This window comes from Actinomadura sp. 1N219 (assembly GCF_044326405.1).
Taxonomy (GTDB): Bacteria; Actinomycetota; Actinomycetes; order Streptosporangiales; family Streptosporangiaceae; genus Spirillospora.
In genome coordinates, this window is the sequence record NZ_JBIRAY010000017.1 from 24,689 (window position 1) to 42,371 (window position 17,683).

At 74.4% G+C, this 17,683-nt stretch carries 11 protein-coding genes; 6 read left to right on the top strand and 5 right to left on the bottom strand.

Going from position 1 to position 17,683, the window contains the following annotated elements; all coding sequences use genetic code 11:
- Positions 1–51 precede the first annotated feature (51 nt).
- Positions 52–2,616: a DUF6493 family protein gene (locus ACH35V_RS36330; RefSeq protein ID WP_395979404.1), complete on the top strand. Its 2,565-nt coding sequence runs from the start codon at positions 52–54 to the stop codon at positions 2,614–2,616.
- A 28-nt stretch (positions 2,617–2,644) separates the two neighbouring features.
- Here the strand turns inward: ACH35V_RS36330 and ACH35V_RS36335 are convergent, their stop codons facing one another.
- Positions 2,645–3,586 carry a threonine/serine dehydratase gene (locus ACH35V_RS36335; RefSeq protein ID WP_395979405.1) on the bottom strand — a complete coding sequence of 314 codons (942 nt, stop codon included), beginning with the start codon at positions 3,584–3,586 and terminating at the stop codon, positions 2,645–2,647.
- Between the two features lie 117 nt (positions 3,587–3,703).
- Positions 3,704–4,585: a sigma-70 family RNA polymerase sigma factor gene (locus ACH35V_RS36340; RefSeq protein ID WP_395979406.1), complete on the bottom strand. Its 882-nt coding sequence runs from the start codon at positions 4,583–4,585 to the stop codon at positions 3,704–3,706.
- Positions 4,586–4,671: 86 nt separating this feature from the next.
- Here ACH35V_RS36340 and ACH35V_RS36345 point away from each other — a divergent pair, with 86 nt between their 5' ends.
- Both ACH35V_RS36345 and ACH35V_RS36350 read left to right on the top strand, forming a co-directional pair.
- The gene (locus ACH35V_RS36345; protein WP_395979407.1) at positions 4,672–5,019 is read left to right on the top strand and encodes a VOC family protein; all 348 of its coding nucleotides are present in this window, start codon (positions 4,672–4,674) and stop codon (positions 5,017–5,019) included.
- A gap of 76 nt (positions 5,020–5,095) precedes the next feature.
- Entirely contained in the window at positions 5,096–7,246 is a 2,151-nt protein-coding gene (locus ACH35V_RS36350; RefSeq protein WP_395979408.1) for an MMPL family transporter, read from the top strand.
- Between the two features lie 16 nt (positions 7,247–7,262).
- On the opposite strand, the gene ACH35V_RS36355 is transcribed toward ACH35V_RS36350, so the two are convergent.
- Complete coding sequence (locus ACH35V_RS36355; protein WP_395979490.1) at positions 7,263–8,447, bottom strand: RNA polymerase sigma factor; 1,185 nt, start codon at positions 8,445–8,447, stop codon at positions 7,263–7,265.
- A 157-nt stretch (positions 8,448–8,604) separates the two neighbouring features.
- Positions 8,605–8,958, bottom strand: a complete 354-nt coding sequence (locus tag ACH35V_RS36360) for a YciI family protein (protein ID WP_395979409.1) — start codon at positions 8,956–8,958, stop codon at positions 8,605–8,607.
- A 273-nt stretch (positions 8,959–9,231) separates the two neighbouring features.
- Between ACH35V_RS36360 and ACH35V_RS36365 the strand changes: the two genes are divergently transcribed.
- The gene (locus ACH35V_RS36365) at positions 9,232–10,191 is read left to right on the top strand and encodes a helix-turn-helix domain-containing protein (RefSeq protein ID WP_395979410.1); all 960 of its coding nucleotides are present in this window, start codon (positions 9,232–9,234) and stop codon (positions 10,189–10,191) included.
- Between the two features lie 88 nt (positions 10,192–10,279).
- On the opposite strand, the gene ACH35V_RS36370 is transcribed toward ACH35V_RS36365, so the two are convergent.
- Positions 10,280–10,840, bottom strand: coding sequence for a dihydrofolate reductase family protein (locus ACH35V_RS36370; RefSeq protein ID WP_395979411.1), 561 nt, complete (start codon positions 10,838–10,840; stop codon positions 10,280–10,282).
- A 117-nt stretch (positions 10,841–10,957) separates the two neighbouring features.
- Here ACH35V_RS36370 and ACH35V_RS36375 point away from each other — a divergent pair, with 117 nt between their 5' ends.
- Both ACH35V_RS36375 and ACH35V_RS36380 read left to right on the top strand, forming a co-directional pair.
- Complete coding sequence (locus ACH35V_RS36375; protein ID WP_395979412.1) at positions 10,958–14,248, top strand: BTAD domain-containing putative transcriptional regulator; 3,291 nt, start codon at positions 10,958–10,960, stop codon at positions 14,246–14,248.
- A gap of 105 nt (positions 14,249–14,353) precedes the next feature.
- Positions 14,354–17,674 carry an FtsX-like permease family protein gene (locus tag ACH35V_RS36380; protein ID WP_395979413.1) on the top strand — a complete coding sequence of 1,107 codons (3,321 nt, stop codon included), beginning with the start codon at positions 14,354–14,356 and terminating at the stop codon, positions 17,672–17,674.
- Positions 17,675–17,683: the final 9 nt, after the last annotated feature.

The window sequence follows — 17,683 nt, forward strand, 5'->3', positions numbered from 1 at the left end:
GGGCGTTGACCCGACGCCAAACTGTCGGTGGCGGGCTCTAGTGTCCCGGGCATGTCGAGCGCAACGCAGTTACCAGTCCTGGACGGCGACCGCGCGTGGGAGACGATCGCCGCCCTCATCGACGAGCGGAAACCGGACGTGGTCGCCGACGCCGTCCGCGATCTCGACGCCGCCGGACGCCGCGCGGTCGCCAAGGCGCTCCCCGGCCACGTCCAGCTGCTGCGGGCGCGGCGCGAGCCCTGGGAGGGCATCGACGACTACGCGCCCGCCTTCCGCGCCGCGGGCGCGGGCACGCTGACCGGCGCGTCCGCGGTCGCGACCTGGCTCAACCGGCGCGAGTTCAACACCCGCTGGTTCGGCGACCACGACGACACCGGCCTGCTCCTCGACCTCTGGGCCGACCGCGACGACGCGTGGCTCGCCGACCTCGCGCGGCGCCTCACGCTCCGGCTGCGCGGCCCGCGGCACATCGGGCTCGACCTCGTGCTTGCGCTGCTGACCGAGACGGGCATCGAGCCGCCCGACCACGACCCGCTCGTCGTGGGTTGGGTCGCGTCCGCGCCGCCCCGCCCGAAGGATCCGCTGCTGCCGTTCCTGCTGCCGCGCGTCTTCGAGGCGGACGGCGTCGGACGGCGGCTGCGCGACAGCTCGTCCTGGCCGCGGACCCTCGCCACGCTGGCCGACCGCGGTGCCGTCGCCCGGCGGATGCTCCTGGACGGCTGCGTCCGCCGTTTCCTCCGCGGCGGGACGGCCAACGACCTGCGCTTCTTCGTCCGGCTGCACGGCCTGCTCATGCCGGACGACCCGGCCGTCAGGGAACGCGAGATCCGCGAGCACGCGCTCGACTACGTGCGGCTGCTCCCGGCCGCGCCGGGCCCGGTCGCCGATGTCGCGCTTGACCTGCTCAGGGAGGTTCCTGGGCTGCCGTCCCAGCAGGTGGTGGAGGCGCTGGACGGGGTGCTGTTCCGCGCCGAGTCCGGGCTGGTGAAGTCGGGGCTGTCGTGGCTGGAGCAGACCGTCCAGCGGCGGCCTGGGCTCGCCGGCGACTGCGCCGCCGCCCTCGCCCAGGCGTTCGCGCACGAGTCGTACAGCGTGCAGCAGCGCGCCGTCCGCGTCGCGCTCAAGCTCCCGGAGGCGGCCGACGCGACGCCGATCGCCGACGCCGTCCCCCTGCTCCCGCCGGATCTCGGCGCCAAGGCCGCCGCCCGCTTCGGCGGCGACGTGACACAGGCCGACCTGGACGACCAGCCGCCGCCCCGGCTTCCGCCACCCCCGCCCGCGGACCCGCTTCCCGCGCTTCCGCCGCCGATCACCACCGCCGCCGCCCTGGCCGAGGCCATCGGCGACGTCCATCTCGGCTGGGCCGGAATGGAGGGGATGATGGACGGTTTCGTCCGGCTCAGCCATGACGGCCCGGACGCCGTCCGGGCCGCTCTCACGCCCGTCCTGCGGCCGAATTCCTTCCCGGGTCTGGAATCGGACGCACCCTGGATACGGCCCCGCACATGGCTCGTCGCGGCCGCGTACCTACTGACCGCCGCGCCGCCGGTGCCCCCGAACTGGCGCGGTAAGCTCCCGTCGTCCCGAAGCGTCTCCGCCCCGCATCTGCTCTACCTGCACCGCTGCGCGGAGATCTTCGCCGCCGTCGAGAAGGGCTCGCCGCCGCCGCTTCTCCTCTCCGCCCCCACGGAACCGACCGGGCACGTCGACCCGCTCGCGCTCGTGGAGCGGCTGGAGCTTCTCCAGGCCGCCGGTGCGGACCCCGGACCCGCCGACCTCCAGCAGGCCCTGCTGCGGCTGCCCCGCGACATCGCCCCCGAAGCGGTCCGGCGCGCGGCCGCGCTGGCCTCGCCGGCTGGGCGGACCGTCGCGTCATGGCTGGCCGAGGGCGGGCTGCCCGTCCCGGAGGTCTCGATGCGGCCGCTGGAGCACGACCGCCCGGAGGCCGTGATCCGCGCGCCGGCGACCGGGCTGCCGCTGGTCGACGCCGTGTTCACGGGCGCGCCGAAGTACGTCTACGACGAGCACGGCTGGTACCAGCGGACATGGCCGCGGCTGCTGCCGTCCCACCCGGACGTCGTCGCGTCGCACGTCCTGCCGCATCTGCGGCACGGGACGTACTCCTTCAGCTATGGGACATCGGTCGGGGAACTCGTCCGGCTGGTGCCGGGGGACGGGCCGTTCGCGGAGGCCGTGGGGCACTTCCTGGCGCGGCAGCTCGTCCTGCGGAGGCACGACGAGGCCGACAGGGCGCTGCTCACGATGGCCGCTCGCGGGGACCTGCCCGCCGCCGAGTTCGGACGCCACCTCGGGCGGCTCGCGCGCGACGGCGACGTCCAGCTGGTCAGGATCGTCGAGGCCCTCGAACGCGCCGCGGAGGCGGGCGCCTATCCCCAGATCTGGGACGTCATCGCCGCCGCGCTGCCCGTCCTGTGCCCGGAGCCGGGCGAGCGTCCGCTGCACGGGCTGAAGCGGCTGATCGCGCTCGGGCTCAGGACCGCGCGCTGGTCGGGGGCGCGCGGCGGCGTCCCCGAGGTCGAGGAGCTCGCGGCCCGGAAGGGCTCGTCCGACCTCGTCCGCGAGGCCCGCGCCCTGGCCGCCTACCTGAAGACGTAGCGCGTCGCCTATGTGAAGGCGTAGCGCGTCAGGCCAGGTCGGACGGGTCGGTGTTGGCGCCGCAGAGGACGCCCATGACCCGCTCGCCGGGCGCCGGGCGGTAGGCGCCCGACCGGAGCGCGGCCACCGCGGCGGCGGTGCCGTGCTCGACGGCCAGGCGGTACTCGTCCCAGACGAACCGGCGCGCCTCGATGATCGCCTCGTCGGTGACGAGGAGGGGCCGCACCCCGGTCCGGGTCGCGACGGAGAAGGCGATCTGGCCGAGCCGGGTGGCGCCGAGCGAGTCGGCGGCGACGCCGGAGACGTCCACGTCGACGGGGCGTCCGGCGTGCAGGGCCCGTTCGAGGGTCGGGATGCGCTCGGGCTCGACGCCGACGACGCGGGCGCGGCCGTCGAGGGCGGCGGCGACGCCCGCCATCAGCCCCCCGCCGCCGACCGCCAGCAGCACGGTGTCGATCTCCCCGCCGGTCTGCTCCAGGATCTCCATGCCGAGCGTGCCCTGCCCGGCGCAGACCTCGGGGAGGTCGTAGGCGTGGCAGAACAGCGCCCCGGTGTCGGCGGCGCGCTTGACGGCGGCGTCCTGCGCCTCGGCGTACCGGGTGCCGACCTGGACGACCGCGGCGCCGAGCGCGCGCAGCCGGGCGACCTTCACCGGGGGCGCGGTCTCCGGCACGTACACCTCGGCCGGGGCGCCTGCCTGCGACGCCGCGTACGCGAACGCGAGGCCCGCGTTGCCTCCGGAGGCCGCGACGACCCCGGCGTCCGGCAGGCGGCCCTCGTCCCGCGCGGCGAGGATGTGGTTGAACGCGCCGCGCGCCTTGAACGACCCGGTGTGCTGGGTCAGCTCCAGCTTCAGCCACATGCGCGCGGAGGGCGCGAGCGGCGCCGGGTCCACCGCGAGCACGGGCGTGCGGCGGACGCGTCCGTCCACCCGGGCGGCGGCGGCCTGGACGTCTGAGCGATCGATCACCGGGGTTCCTCTCCGAGCATCGGCATCCCCCTAAGCAGCAAACACCGTTTCGGACATGTTCCCTCAGCGATGGCCGGCGAGGGTCCGGGCCGGGGGCGGAGTCGCTGTCCCGCGAGGTCACCCGTGCCGGGCCGTCTGGATGTCCAGCAGGGCGATGTGGTCCGGGTCGGAGATCATTCTGATCTCGGTGATCTCCCCGGCGATGACGGTGAAGGCGAACACCGTGCGCGGCCGGCCGCCCGGAGCCCACACCAGCCCCGGAACTCCGTCGATGAAGGCGGGGCGCGCCGCCTGGGCGCGGCCGGAGAAGGCGCCGGCCACATCGGCCGCGCCCCGGAGGATGGCGGGGAGGCCCGCGTCCACGGTGGCCCGGTCGGCCCGCAGCACCACGTCCGGGTGCAGGACGGAGACCAGTGCGGACAGGTCGCCCTGCTGCGAGGCCAGCAGGAACGCGTCGACGACGTGGCGCTGCCGGGCCGGGTCGGCGGCCGGGTCGGCGGACGCGCCCCGGACGCGCCGCCGGGCGCGGCTGGCCAGCTGCCGGACGGCGGCCGGGTTGCGCTCCAGGATGGGCGCGATCTCGCTGAAAGGCACGGAGAAGACGTCGTGCAGCACGAACGCGAGCCGCTCGGCCGGGGTGAGGGTGTCCAGCACGACGAGCATCGCGAGGCCGACCGAGTCGGCGAGCAGCGCCTGGCCTTCCGGATCGTGCCGGCCGTCGCCGTCCACCGGTCCGGTGTGCGGCGGCTCGTCCGCCATGGGGCCTTCCGGGCGCGCGGAGCGGGACTTGAGCATGTTGAGCGCGACCCGGGCGACGATCGTGGTCAGCCACGCCGGCAGGTTCTCGACCTCGTCGGCCCCGGCGCGGCTGACCCGCAGCCATGCCTCCTGAAGGGCGTCGTCGGCCTCGCCCGGCGATCCGAGCAGCCGGTAGGCCACCTTCCGGAGGTGGGGCCGGTGCCTCTCGAACCGCGCGGCCAGGTATTCGTCGTCGTTCATCAGTCACACCCTCGCGTCGCGGGTTGTCGATAGCTATGACCGCCCGAACAGCGGCGGTGTGACGAGCAGGCACAGGAGCACGAGAGATGAACGAAGGCGTCAAGACCATCATCTTCCCAGTCAAGGACCTGGACGGGGCCAAGCGGCTGCTGGCCGTGGTCGCCGGCGGCGAGCCCTACATGGACGAGCCCTACTACGTCGGCTTCAAGATCGCCGGGCAGGACGTCGGCCTGGACCCCAACGCCCACGACAAGGGCCTGACCCATCCGACCCCCTACTGGCACGTCGACGACATCCGGGCCAGGTACCAGGAGCTTCTGGACGCCGGCGCGGAGTCCGTCCAGGACGTCCGGGACGTCGGCGACGGCAAGCTCGTCGCCTCGGTGCGCGACGCCGACGGCAACATTCTCGGCCTCATCCAGCCGGCGAGCTGAACCAGTCGAGACCACGGTCCGCGCGGCGGCGAGCGCGCCGCTGCGCGGACCGTCGTCGATCAACGGAGGAGAGATTATGCGTCGCTGGGCTGAATTCATGCTGGCCCATCGCAGGCTGGTGATGGTCTTCTGGCTCGTCGTGGCGATTGCGGGCGCGGCCGTCTCGGGCCCGGTCAGCGAACGGATGACGACCGATTTCGCGCTGCCGGGCGAGCCGGGCGGCAAGACCGCCGAACAGATCACCGAGACGTTCGGCAACGGCGGCTACACCGCCCCCTACCTGGTGACGGTGAGCTATCCGGAGGGCCGGACGGCGGCGGGGGACCAGGCCGGGGTGGCCGCCGCGTTCGCCAACATCCGGACCGAGGTCCCCAACGTGCGGATCCTGGATCAGGCCAACACCGGTGATCCGGCGTTCGTCACCAAGGACGGCCGCACCGCCTACGCGATGGTGTTCTTCCAGTACGACACGTCGGCGACGGCCAAGATCCCGACCGACGACGTCCGCCGGGCGCTGGACACCGCCAAACCGCCCGGCACCACGATCGGCGTCACCGGTGAGAGCGTGCTGGCCACGGGTTCGGAGTCCGAGGGGCCCGGTGTTCTGATCGAGGTGCTCATCGGCTCGATCGGCGCCCTGGCGGTGCTGGCGTTCGTGTTCGCCTCGATGCTGGCGTTCCTGCCGCTGATCATCGCCGCGGCGTCGATCCTGGCGACGTTCCTGCTGCTGCTGCCGCTGAGCGAGCTCGGCACCTTCTCCGCCCTCGTGCAGTTCCTGATCGCGTTGATCGGGCTCGGGGTGGCGATCGACTACTCGCTGCTGGTGGTGACCCGGTGGCGGGAGGAGCGGCATCGCGGCGTGAGCAACCACGAGGCGGTGGTCATCGCGACGCGGACCGCCGGGCACGCCGTGGTGTTCTCCGGTGTGACGGTCGCGATCGGGCTGCTGGCGCTGCTGGTGCTGCCTGTCCCGTTCATGCGCAGCGTCGGCGTGGGCGGTGCGCTGATCCCGCTGGCCAGCGTGGCCGCCACGCTCACCCTCACCCCGGCGATCCTGGGCTCCGTCGGCCCGCGGTGGGACTGGCCGAGGATCCGCCGGGAGGACTCCGCGAGCCGGTCGTGGAGCCGGTGGGCGGCCCTGATGGTGCGGCGCCGCTGGATCGCGGCCGCGGTGTCGATCACCGCCCTGCTTGCGCTGGTCGGCGCCTTCGCCGGCATCAGGATCGGGATGGCCTCCAGCGATTCGCTGGCCAAGAGCGGGCCCGCCCACGAGACGCTGGCCACCCTTGAACGCGGCGGGGTGACCACGGGGAACCTCACCCCGATCGAGGTCCTCACGTCCACCGGCGAGGCGAGGTCGGCGGCCGCCGAGCTGGGCACGGTGCCGGGGATCGAGCGGGCGCTCGTGCCCGGCGACGCCGCGAGCAACCGGGCCGGCACGACGGTGGTGGTGCTGATCCCGGACGAGGAGACGGTCAACTCCAAGACCGTCGGCACGGTCGAGGACGTCATCGACCGCGCCGAACGCACCCCGGGCGTCCTCGGCGTCACCGGCACGGGGACGGCGCAGATCGACTTCCTGAACGCGGTCTACGGCAACTTCCCGATGATGCTCGCGCTGATCGCGCTGCTCACCTATGTCCTGCTGGTGCGGGCGTTCCGGTCGCTGCTGCTGCCCCTGAAGGCGGTGCTGTTCAACCTGCTGTCGATGGGGGCGACGTTCGGGATGGTCGTGGTGTTCTGGCAGCAGGGTATCGGATCGGAGGTGGTATTCGGCATCTCCGAGACCGGAGCGGTGACGTTCTGGGTGCCGCTGACGGTGTTCGCCTTCCTGTTCGGGCTGTCGATGGACTACGAGGTGTTCATCCTGGCCCGCATGCGTGAGGAGTACGACGCGTCGGGGTCCACCACGACCGCGATCGTGCGGGGCATCGGGCGCACCGGCCGGCTGGTGACCAGCGCGGCGCTGATCCTCTTCCTGGCGTTCGCGGCGCTGGCGTCGAGCCCGGGCACCGACCTGAAGGTGATGGCGACCGCGCTGGGGTTCGGGATCCTGCTGGACGCCACGGTCGTGCGGTCGATGCTGCTGCCGTCCCTGGTGTCGCTGATGGGCAGGTGGAACTGGTACCTGCCGGACTGGACCGCGCGGATCCTCCGGGTGGAGCCGTCCCGGCCGGTCGCCGTCCCGCCCGAACCGGACCCGGCCGCCCGGACGCCGGTCGGCTGACCGGGGGACGGGAGCGTCACCTCGGCGAGCGATCGCCCAGTGCGGCGGCGCGGTTCAGGAGGACCTTGCGTTCGGGCTCGTTGCGGGTCATCGCCGCGGCGCGCTCGAACTCCGTCCGGGCCTCGCCGGCGCGGCCGAGCCGGGCGAGGAGGTCGCCGCGGACGCTCGGCAGCAGGTGGTAGCCGCGCAGGGACGGCTCGTCCAGCAGCGCGTCCGCGACCGCGAGGCCCTGCTCGGGCCCGTGCGCCATGCCGACCGCCACCGCCCGGTTCAGCTCCACGACGGGGGACGGGGCGACGCTCGCGAGGATCTCGTACAGCGACGCGATCTGCGTCCAGTCGGTGTCCTCGGCGGCGGGCGCCTGCGCGTGGGACGCGGCGATCGCCGCTTGCAGGACGTACGGCCCCGGCGGCTCCCCGATGGCCTTCGCGCGGAGCAGGGCGGCGAAGCCGCGGTGGATGAGGAGGCGGTCCCAGCGGCCGCGGTCCTGGTCGGCGAGCGGGACGGGCTCGCCGGACGGGCCGGTGCGAGCCCTGGTGCGGGACGCCTGGATCTCCATCAGCGCGACGAGCCCGTGCACCTCCGGCTCGCCGGGCGCCAGCTCGGCGAGGCCCCGGCCGAGGCGCAGCGCCTCCTGGCACAGGTCCGCCCGCAGCCAGTCGTCGCCCGCCGTGGCCGTGTAGCCCTCGTTGAAGATCAGGTAGACGACCTCCAGGACGGACGACAGCCGGGCGGCCCGGTCCGGCCCCTCGGGGACCTCGAACGGGACGCCCGCGTCCGACAGCGTCCGCTTCGCCCGGACGATCCGCTGCGCGACGGTCGGCTCGGACGTGAGGAACGCCCGCGCGATCTCCTCGGTGGTCAGGCCGCCGAGCATGCGCAGCGTCAGCGCGACCCTGGCCTGCGTGGACAGGACGGGATGGCAGGCGGTGAAGACGAGGCGGAGCACGTCGTCCTCGATGTGCTCGTCGCCCGGGACGTCGACCTCCGGCGGCGGCTGCGTCTCCAGGTCGCGGCCGATCTCCTCCAGCTTGTGCTCCAGGCGCTGGAGGCGGCGGATCCGGTCGATCGCGCGGCGCTTCCCGACGGCCATGAGCCAGGCGCCCGGGTTGTCCGGGACGCCTGACTCCGGCCACTGTTCGAGCGCGGCGACCAGCGCGTCCTGCGCGAGTTCCTCGGCGAGCCCGATGTCGTGCACCATCCGGGCGAGGCCGGCGATGATGCGGGCGGCCTCCAGCCGCCACACCGCGTCGACGCTCGCGTGCACGCGGCCCCTGTCCGGAGTCGTCACGCTGCCGATGAGAGCATTCGCACCGGCCGCCGCGCAAGCTCAGCGGCTGCTCACGGGGCCGCGGCGGTCACTCGCCGGGGAAGGGGTCTTCGGGGCCGAAGACCTGCTTGATGACGCCCTCGCCGTCCCCGACGATCGAGTAGAACCGCCGGGAAAGCTCGATCGCCTCCTCGCGGGTGCGCACCTCGACCAGCGCGAACCCGACGACGGACTCCTTGGCCTCGGCGAACGGGCCGTCGGTGACGGTGACCTTGCCGCCGGACGAGGCGATCCGGGTGCCGTGCGGCTCGAGCCCGCCGGTCGCCAGCAGCACCCCGGCCTTGGACGTCTCCTCGATGAACTTGCCCATCTCGGCCATCATCGCCTCGTCGGGCGGCGTGTCGCCGGAGTCGTCGTCCGTGGTCATCAGCAAGAACCGCATCGCAGTCTCCTCTGTCTCGTGGCGGCCGGTCCCTCCCGGCCCTCACTGACGCGTCGAAGAGGGCCCGGCCGGATCGACACCGCCGCCGGACTTCTTCCAAGATTTTCTCGAAGCCGTATCGTGCCAGGTCACGAGGGGTGAGCACCCGATGGTTGGCTATATCCACCGAGATTGTCACGAAACCGGACAATCGGGATAGCTGGGCAAGTCAGGGATTTACGAGTAACTTCTGCGGAGAGAAAGGTTCTTGCGCGTTCGAGGAGGCATCCCGCGATGAGCGCGAGCGAGCACCCGGACGACGTGGCGGATTCGGCGCCGAGACGGATCGTCCCTCCGAACGGGCACGCGTACGGCCACGCGCACGGCAACGGGCAGCGGACGGCGGGCCCGACGGTGCCGCGCCTGCTGGTCGGGGCGCAGCTGCGCAGGTTCCGCGAGGCCGCGCGGATCACCACCGAGGACGCCGGCTACGAGATCCGCGGCTCCCACTCCAAGATCAGCCGGATGGAGCTCGGCCGGGTCGGGTTCAAGGAGCGCGACGTCTGCGACCTGCTCACCCTCTACGGCGTGACCGATCCCGACCGCCGCGACTCGCTGCTGGAACTGGTCGACCTCGCCAACCGGCCGAGCTGGTGGCAGCAGTACGGCGACCTGGTGCCCGCCTGGTTCGAGCCCTACCTCGGGCTGGAGCAGGGCGCCGTGGTCGCCCGCGTGTACGAGGTCCAGGACGTCCCCGAGCTGCTGCAGACCCCCGACTACGCCCGCGCCCTCATCACGGCCCGGCATCCGGAGGCGCCCGCGGACGAGATCGAGCGGCGGGTCGAGCTGCGGATGCGCCGCAGGCGCCGCGTGTTCGAGCGGCCTGGCCCGCTGAAGCTGTGGGCCGTCGTGGACGAGGCGGCGCTGCGCCGCGCGGTCGGCGGCCCCGAGATCATGCGCGCGCAGCTCCGGTTCCTGATCGACATCTCGTGGCTGCCGAACGTCTCGCTGCAGGTCCTGCCGTTCGCGTCCGGCGGGCACGCCGCCGAGTGCGGCCCGGTGACGCTGCTGCGCTTCGCCGAGCCGGAACTGCCCGACGTCGTCTATCTGGAGCAACTCGCCGGCGCCCTCTATCCGGACAAGCCCTCCGACATCACCCGCTACAGGGACGTCCTCAACCGGCTCGGCCTCCAGGCGGAGCCGCCCGTCCGGACGCCCGGAATCCTGGACGGCATGCTCGACCAGCTTCCCTGACCGATCTCCTCAAGCCTTCCCCCTTGGGCGGGGTGGTGAGGGGCCGGGCGGCGCTCGGCAGGCAGGCGCCGCCCGGCGCGCCCCCCCGCTACTTCGCCGCGCGGGTGTAGGTCGCGACGATGACGCCGGTCTTGAAGGACTTGGTGTCGGCCAGCTCGAACGTCGCCGAGAAGTCCGCGCGGGTGAGCAGCTCCGCCGGGTCGCCGGTGCCGACGACGACCGGGTGGATCCACAGGCGCAGCTCGTCCAGCAGGCCGTTGTCGACGAGCGTCCGCGTCACGTCGCCGAAGCCGTACTGGACGATGTCCTGGCCGTCCTGCTCCTTCAGCTTGGTGATCTCCGCGACGGCGTCCGCCCGGCGGATCGCCGTGGTGTCGCCCCAGCCGGGCTTGTTCAGCGTGTCGGACACGACGTAGTGGGGCAGGGTGTTCATCCGGACGCCGTAGTCGCCGGTCGCCTCCTCCATCGCCGGCCACGCCTGCGAGAAGCCGTCGAACGTCGCGCGCCCCATCAGGACCGCGCCGCACGAGAACAGCAGTTCGCGGGCGTAGGCGGCGGCCTCGTCCTGGAAGTACGCCGAGGTCCAGTTCTGCGGGTTCTCGATGACGCCGTCCAGCGAGATGTAGGTCGAGTTGATGATCTTGCGCATGATGTCCTCCGTGGTCGATCGTTCGCCGTCCGGCGGCGCTGGAACCACAATGGTCCAGACCGTTTACGGGATTCTTACGGTCCTTATCCGTCCGAGGGCGCGGATAGGGTGCGGAGCGTGCGCTTCGGGGTGCTCGGACCGCTCGCCGTGTGGACGGACGACGGCGGGCTCGTCCCCGTGCCCGGGATCAAGGTCCGGGCGCTGCTGGCGGACCTGCTGGTCAACGAGGGACGTCCGGTCCCCGCCGACCGGCTGATCGACGACCTGTGGGGCGACGCGCTGCCCGGGAACCCGATGGGCTCCCTGTCAGCGAAGGTGTCGCAACTGCGGCGGGTGCTGGAGGACGCGGAGCCGGGCGCGCGGGCGCTGGTGGAGTCGCGTCCCGCCGGATACCTGCTGGCCGCGGGCGGCGACCCGGGCGGCGACCCAGGCCCCGGGCCGGGCGCCGGGCCGGGCCGGGAGCGGGTCGACGCCCTCCGGTTCCAGAGCCTGGTCGACCGGGCGCGGCAGGCGGGCGAGCCGAAGGAGAGGGCGGCGCTGCTGGCCGAGGCGCTGGATCTCTGGCGCGGCCCCGCGTTCGCCGACTTCGCCGACGAGCCGTTCACCCGTGCGGCCTCCGCGCGGCTTGAGGAACTGCGGCTGACCGCGCTGGAGGAGCACGCCGAGGCGCGGCTCCTGCTGGGCGAGCACGGGGCGCTGGCCGGGGAGCTCGGGGACGCGGTCGCCGAGCATCCGCTGCGCGAGCGGCTCCGGGCCGCGCACATGCTGGCGCTGTACCGGGCGGGACGGCAGAGCGAGGCGCTGGAGAGCTTCGAGCGCCACCGGACGCTGGTCGCCGACGAGCTGGGCCTCGACCCCGGCGCCGACCTGGCCGACCTGCAGCGCGCGATCCTGCGGCAGGACCCTGGGCTGAGCGCGCCCGCGCCGCCCGAGCCCGGCCCGCGATCGAACCTGCCCGTCCCGGCGACGGAGCTGATCGGACGCGAGGACGCCGCCAAGGAGATCCGCGCGAGGATCGGCACCGACCGGCTGGTCACGCTGACCGGCCCCGGCGGGGTCGGCAAGACGCGGCTGGCGGTCGAGGCCGCCGCCGGGCTGGTGGACGCGTTCGGCGACGGCGTCTGGATGGCGGAGCTGGCCGGATTCGAGCGCTCGACGGTGCCCGACCTGGCCGAGGTCGTCACCGCGAGCCTCGACATCCGGGACGCGCCGGGCGCGCCGGAGGCGGCCCTGGACCGGCTCGCGGCGGCGCTCGGCGCCCGGCGGCTGCTGCTCGTCCTGGACAACTGCGAGCACGTGATCGAGCAGGCCGCCGAGCTGGCGGAACGGCTGCTGCGCCGCGTCCCCGGCGTGCGGATCCTCGCGACGAGCCGGGAGCCGCTCGGGCTGGCGGGCGAGGTGGTGTGGGCCGTCCCGCCGCTGGAGGTGCCCGGCGACGGCGCCGACCCGGCGGCGGCGAGCGCGGCGAGCGCGGTGCGGCTGTTCGCGGCGCGGGCGGAGGCGGCGTCCCGGGGGTTCCGGCTGGACGGCGCGACCGCCGGGCCGGTCGGGGAGCTGTGCCGCCGCCTGGACGGGATCCCGCTCGCGCTGGAGCTGGCCGCGACCAAGGTGCGGACGCTCGGCGTCGAGGGCCTCGTCGCCCGGCTGGACGACCGGTTCCGGCTGCTGTCGTCCGGGCATCGCGGCGCCCCGGCCCGGCAGCGGACGCTCACCGCCGTGATCGACTGGAGCTGGGACCTGCTGACCGCGCCGGAACGGGCCGTCCTGCGGCGGCTGTCGGCGCACGCCGACGGCTGCGCGCTGGAGTCCGCCGAGGCGGTGTGCGCGGGCGGGGACGTCCCCGCGGGCGAGGTCCTGGACGTGCTGGTCCGGCTGGTCGACCGCTCGCTGGTCGTCATGACGGAGCGTCCGGGCGAGGCGCCCCGGTACCGGCTGCTGGAGTCGGTCGGCGCGTACGCCGCTGAGCGGCTCGCCGAGGCCGGGGAGGGCGGGGACGTCCGGCGGGCGCACCGGCTGCACTACATCGGCCTGGCCGAGCGCGCCGAGCGGCACCTCTACGGGCACGACCAGGCGCGTTGGCTGCGGACGCTCGACACCGAGGCCGCCAACGTCCGCACCGCGCTGGACGAGGCCGTCGCCGACGGCGCGGCCGAGGACGCGTTGCGGCTGGTCAACCCGCTGGCCTGGTACTGGTTCCTGCGCGGCAGGCTGACCGAGGCGCTGCGTTCGCTGGACGCCGCGCTCGCCCTGGACGGCGGCCCGTCCGGCGTGCGGGCGCGGGCGCTGACGTGGCGGGCGGGCCTGGCGGTCCTGAAGGGCGCCGGGGGCGACGCCGCGGCCCGCCGCGAGGAGGCGCTGGCGCTCGTGGACGCGTCCGGCGACCCGCGCATGCGGGCCTGGGCGCGCTGGTTCCTGGCGTTCGCGTACTTCGACGTGGAGGACACCGCCGCCGGGGCGGTGACGGTGGACGAGGCGCTGGCCGGGTTCCGCGCGTGCGGCGACCGGTGGGGCGAGGCGGCGGCGCTGGTCCTGCGGGCCAAGCAGGCGCACGCGCACGGCGACCCGGTCGCGCTGCGGCGCGACGCCGAGCGCGCGGCCGTGCTGTTCGGCGAGACGGGCGACCGGTGGGGGCAGCTCCAGACGGTCGAGTGGCTCGGCGCGCTGGCGGAGCTGACCGGCGACTACGACCGGGCGGACCGGCTGCAGCTCGACGGGCAGCGGATGGCCGAGGAGTTGCACATGTGGCCGGACGCCGCCGTCCGGATGGCGTGGCGGGGCTGGGTCGCGCACCTGCGCGGCGACCCGTCCGCCGCGCGGCGGCTCTTCGGCCGGGCGTTGCGGGTCGCCGTGGAGCAGGGCCACGCGGGGGCGGTCATGTTCGCTGAGATCGGGCTGGGCCTGACGGCGTGCGCCGAAGGACGCCTGGACGACGCGGAAGACCGCCTCGAACCCCTGCTCAGGGCCGCGTCGCCGGAGGAGTTCCCGCCGCTGTACCTGCCGCTGGTCCAGAGCGCGCTCGGCCAGGTCGCCGAGGCGCGCGGCGACGCGGCCGCCGCCCTCACCTACCAGCGCGACGCCCTGGCCGTCGCGATCCGGCTGGAGGCGCCCAGGGACACGGCCGCGGCCCTGGAGGGGCTGGCCTGCGCGCTGACGCTGTCCGGACATCACCGGGAGGCGGCCGAGGCGCTCGGCAGGGCGGCGTCCGTCCGGGAGTCGTCCGGCGTCCGGGCCGGACGGGAGGAGCAGGTCTGCGCCGACCGCGCCGAAGGACGCGCCAGGAGCGCGCTGGACGGCGACGCGTTCGCTGCGGCGTTCGTGGCGGGGGCGGCGCTGGAGCCCGCGGAGATCCTGCGGCGGGCCGGGAGCGTCCCGCCGGAAGGCCCCTCGATCTGGGCCGGTAATACGTAACTTGTCCGTATTTCAGGAGGGTTGCGAATCGGCACAGAATCATCACGGCCCCTTGTGACGCCCGCGACCCATGAATGATCATGATCGATCGTGAGGCGACGGGGGATGGTTCTCAGGCGCATGGCCGGGGACAGGACGCTGATCCTGGCCGCGTGCGCGACCGCGTTGTTCGCCACCACCGTCCTCGCCGCCCTGGTCGGCTACACCGGGTCGGTGACCCGCGAGGGCTTGCGCCAGACCCTCGCCGACGCGACGTTCGAGTCGGTCGGGACCACCGTCGGCACCAACGTCCCCGCCGACGGGCTCGACAAGGTGCGGGGACAGGTCGGCCAGGCGCTCAAGCAGATGTACGGGGACGTCCCGCTTACGATCTCGGTGGGCGTGCGCAGCGACTCCTACACCCTTCCCGGGCAGGAGAAGAGCGACCATCCCGAGCTGACGGCGTTCGGCACCTACACCGGGATCGAGAAGCACGCGCGGTTGACGCGCGGGCGCTGGCCCGGCGCCGACCCGGCCGTGGCGCGCGACGGCGAGGTCCAGGCGGCCCTTCCCGGCGCCGCCGCCCGCGCGATGCGCACCGACGTGGACGACGTCCTCACCCTCCGCGGACGGGTCGACAAGGACTCCGTCGTCAAGGTCCGCGTCGTCGGGCTGTTCGACGTCACCGACCCGGAGAGCTACTTCTGGCAGGGCGACCGGCTGCTCACGACCGGCGTCGAGAAGCTCGACTACACGACGTACGGGCCGTTCGTGGTGCCGCCGGACGTGTTCGCGGCCCGCTTCACCGGGACCGGCGCGGACGCCCGGTTCACCGTCATGCCCGACCTGCGCGGCGTGGAGTCCGGCGAGCTCGGGCCCCTCGGCGACCGTGTCGCGAACGCGGAGGAGACGTTCACGAAAGCCGGCGGCGGGGGGCAGTTCTCCGTCGTGACCGCGCTCCCCGAACTGACCGCGCAGCTCGACGACGCCGTCCTCGTGGCACGGTCCACGATGCTGATCCCGGTGATCCAGCTCGTCCTGCTGGCCGGGGTCGCGTGGCTGCTGGTCTCCCGGCTGCTCGCCGACCACCGGCGCGGCGAGGTCGCGCTGCTGCGGACCCGGGGCATGGGCATGCGGCAGCTCGCGCGGCTCGGCCTCGCCGAGGGCCTGCTGATCGTGCTGCCCGCCGCCGTGCTGGGCCCGCTGCTGGCGCGGCCCTTGCTGCGGCTCGCCGCGCACGCCCCGACGGTCCGCGACTCCGGGCTGCGGCTGGACGCCGGGCCGAGCGCCCCGCTCTGGATCGTGTCGGTGGCGACCGCGCTGACCTGCGCGGCCGTCCTGACGGTCCCGACGCTGCGCGGCGCGAACCGCACGTTCGTCGAGGCGCAGGCCGGGATCGGCCGGACCGGGCGGCTGCGCGGCTCGGGCGCCGACCTGGCCCTCCTGGTCGTCGCCGGGCTCGCGATCTGGCAGCTCACCCGGTACGGCGCGGACGGCACGGGCGGCGGGGGCGGCACGTCGGGGATCGACCCCTTCATCGTGTCGGGCCCGGCCCTCGCGCTGCTCGCCGGCGGGGTGCTGCTGCTGCGGCTGGTGCCGGTGACGTCCAGGGTCGCCGAACGGGCCGCGACGAGGGGGCGCGGGCTCGTCCCCGCGCTCGGCACCCGGCAGGTCGGACGGCGCCGCCTCCGGTACGCGGGGCCCGTCCTGCTGCTGGTCATGGCGATGGCGGTCGGGGTGCTGTCGGTGACGACGATGGCGACCTGGCGCCGGTCCCAGACCGACCAGGCCGACTTCCAGGCCGCCGCCGACCTGCGCGTCACCCGCGCGAGCACGAACGGCGCGGGGGCCCCGTCCGTGCTCGGGCAGGGCGCACGGGTCGCGGCGCTGCCCGGCGTGACCGCGGCGACGCCCGTCCTGCGCACCGACGCCGACCTCGGCAACGCCCCCGCGACGCTGCTCGCCGCCGACGCCGGGACGCTCGGCCGGATCCTGCGCGTCCAGCCCGGCCTGCGGGACGACCTGCGGCTGGACGAGCTGGCCAAGGCACGTCCGGCGGCCCCTGCGCTGACCGTCCCTGGCAGGCCCGGACGGCTGCTGTTCGACCTGCGCCTCAGCCGCGCCGGGCCGGTGCCCGAGACCGAGCGGAACTACAAGCCGCCCGCCGACTATCCCTACAAGATCGCCGTGACGATCGTCGACGCGCGCGGCCTGACCCGGCAGGTGACGCTGCCCGGCCTCCTCGCGGACGGCCGCGAGCGCACCCTCGCGCTGGACGCCGCGAACCTGGCGGGCCCTGGCGGCGTGCCGTCCTATCCGCTGTCGGTCCGGGGCGTCCACTTCTCCTACGACGACAACGCCTTCTCCGGGCCGCTCGACCTGGAACTGCTGCACGTCCGGGGCGACGGCACCGGGGCGGCCGCATCGCCCGCCGGAGCCCGCTGGGACGCGTTCGTCCAGCCCGAGGACGCGATGCCGAGAGCGACCGCGGAGGCCGCGAAGGGCGCGCTGACGAAGCTCGCCATCCCGGCGCCCCCGTCCTGGGCCGGGGACGTGGTCTTCTCCGACGCCATCGGGGGCGTCCACGCCATGCTCATCGCGGGGACGCCGCCGTCCAGGGGCACGGCCGCCGGGACGAACACCGACCTCCAGCCGCTCGTGCCGGGCGTCATCACCGCGGAGACGGCCCGCCGCGCCCACGTCGGCGTCGGCGGCAAGGTCACGGTCAGCACCGTCGACGGCGAGCAGCCGGTGCGGGTGCTGGGGATCGCGCCCGCGCTGCCGAGCGTCCCGCCGGGCGAGCCCGGCATCCTCGTCGACCTGCCGACCCTGACCGGCACCCGGCTCGCCGCGAACGGGACGGACCCGACGAGCATCGCGCCCGGCGAATGGTGGGCGTCCGTGGGCGGCGGCACCGGCCCGGCCGCGAAGTCGCTGGCCGACCACCCCAGCTGGGGCGAGGTCGCCGCGGACCGCGCCGAGCTGCGCTCCCGCCTCCGCGACGCCCCGCTCGGCGCGGCGCTCCAGGGCGCGCTGGTCCTCGGCTTCGGCGCGGCGCTGGCGTTCGCCGTCATCGCGTTCGTCGTGAACGCGGCCGTGACGGCGGGCGAGCGGTCCCGCGAGTTCGCCGTGCTGCGGGCGCTCGGCGTCCCGCCCCGGCAGGTCACCGGGGTCCTCGCGATCGAGCAGGCGTACCTGGTCGTGCTCGGCCTCCTCGGCGGGACGCTGCTCGGCCTGGTCGTGGCGCGGCTGGTCGTCCCGCACGTCGTGCTCAGCGTGCAGGCCACCGAGCCGTACCCGCCCGCGGAGCTGATCGTCCAGTGGCCGGTGGTGCTCGGCATGGTCGCCGGGGTGGCGGCGGTGCTCGGCCTGGTGCTACCGCCGGTGATCCGGGTGCTGCGCCGTAGGAACGCCGGCGCCGGGCTGCGTGTGGGGGAGGACCGGTGACCGGAGGGG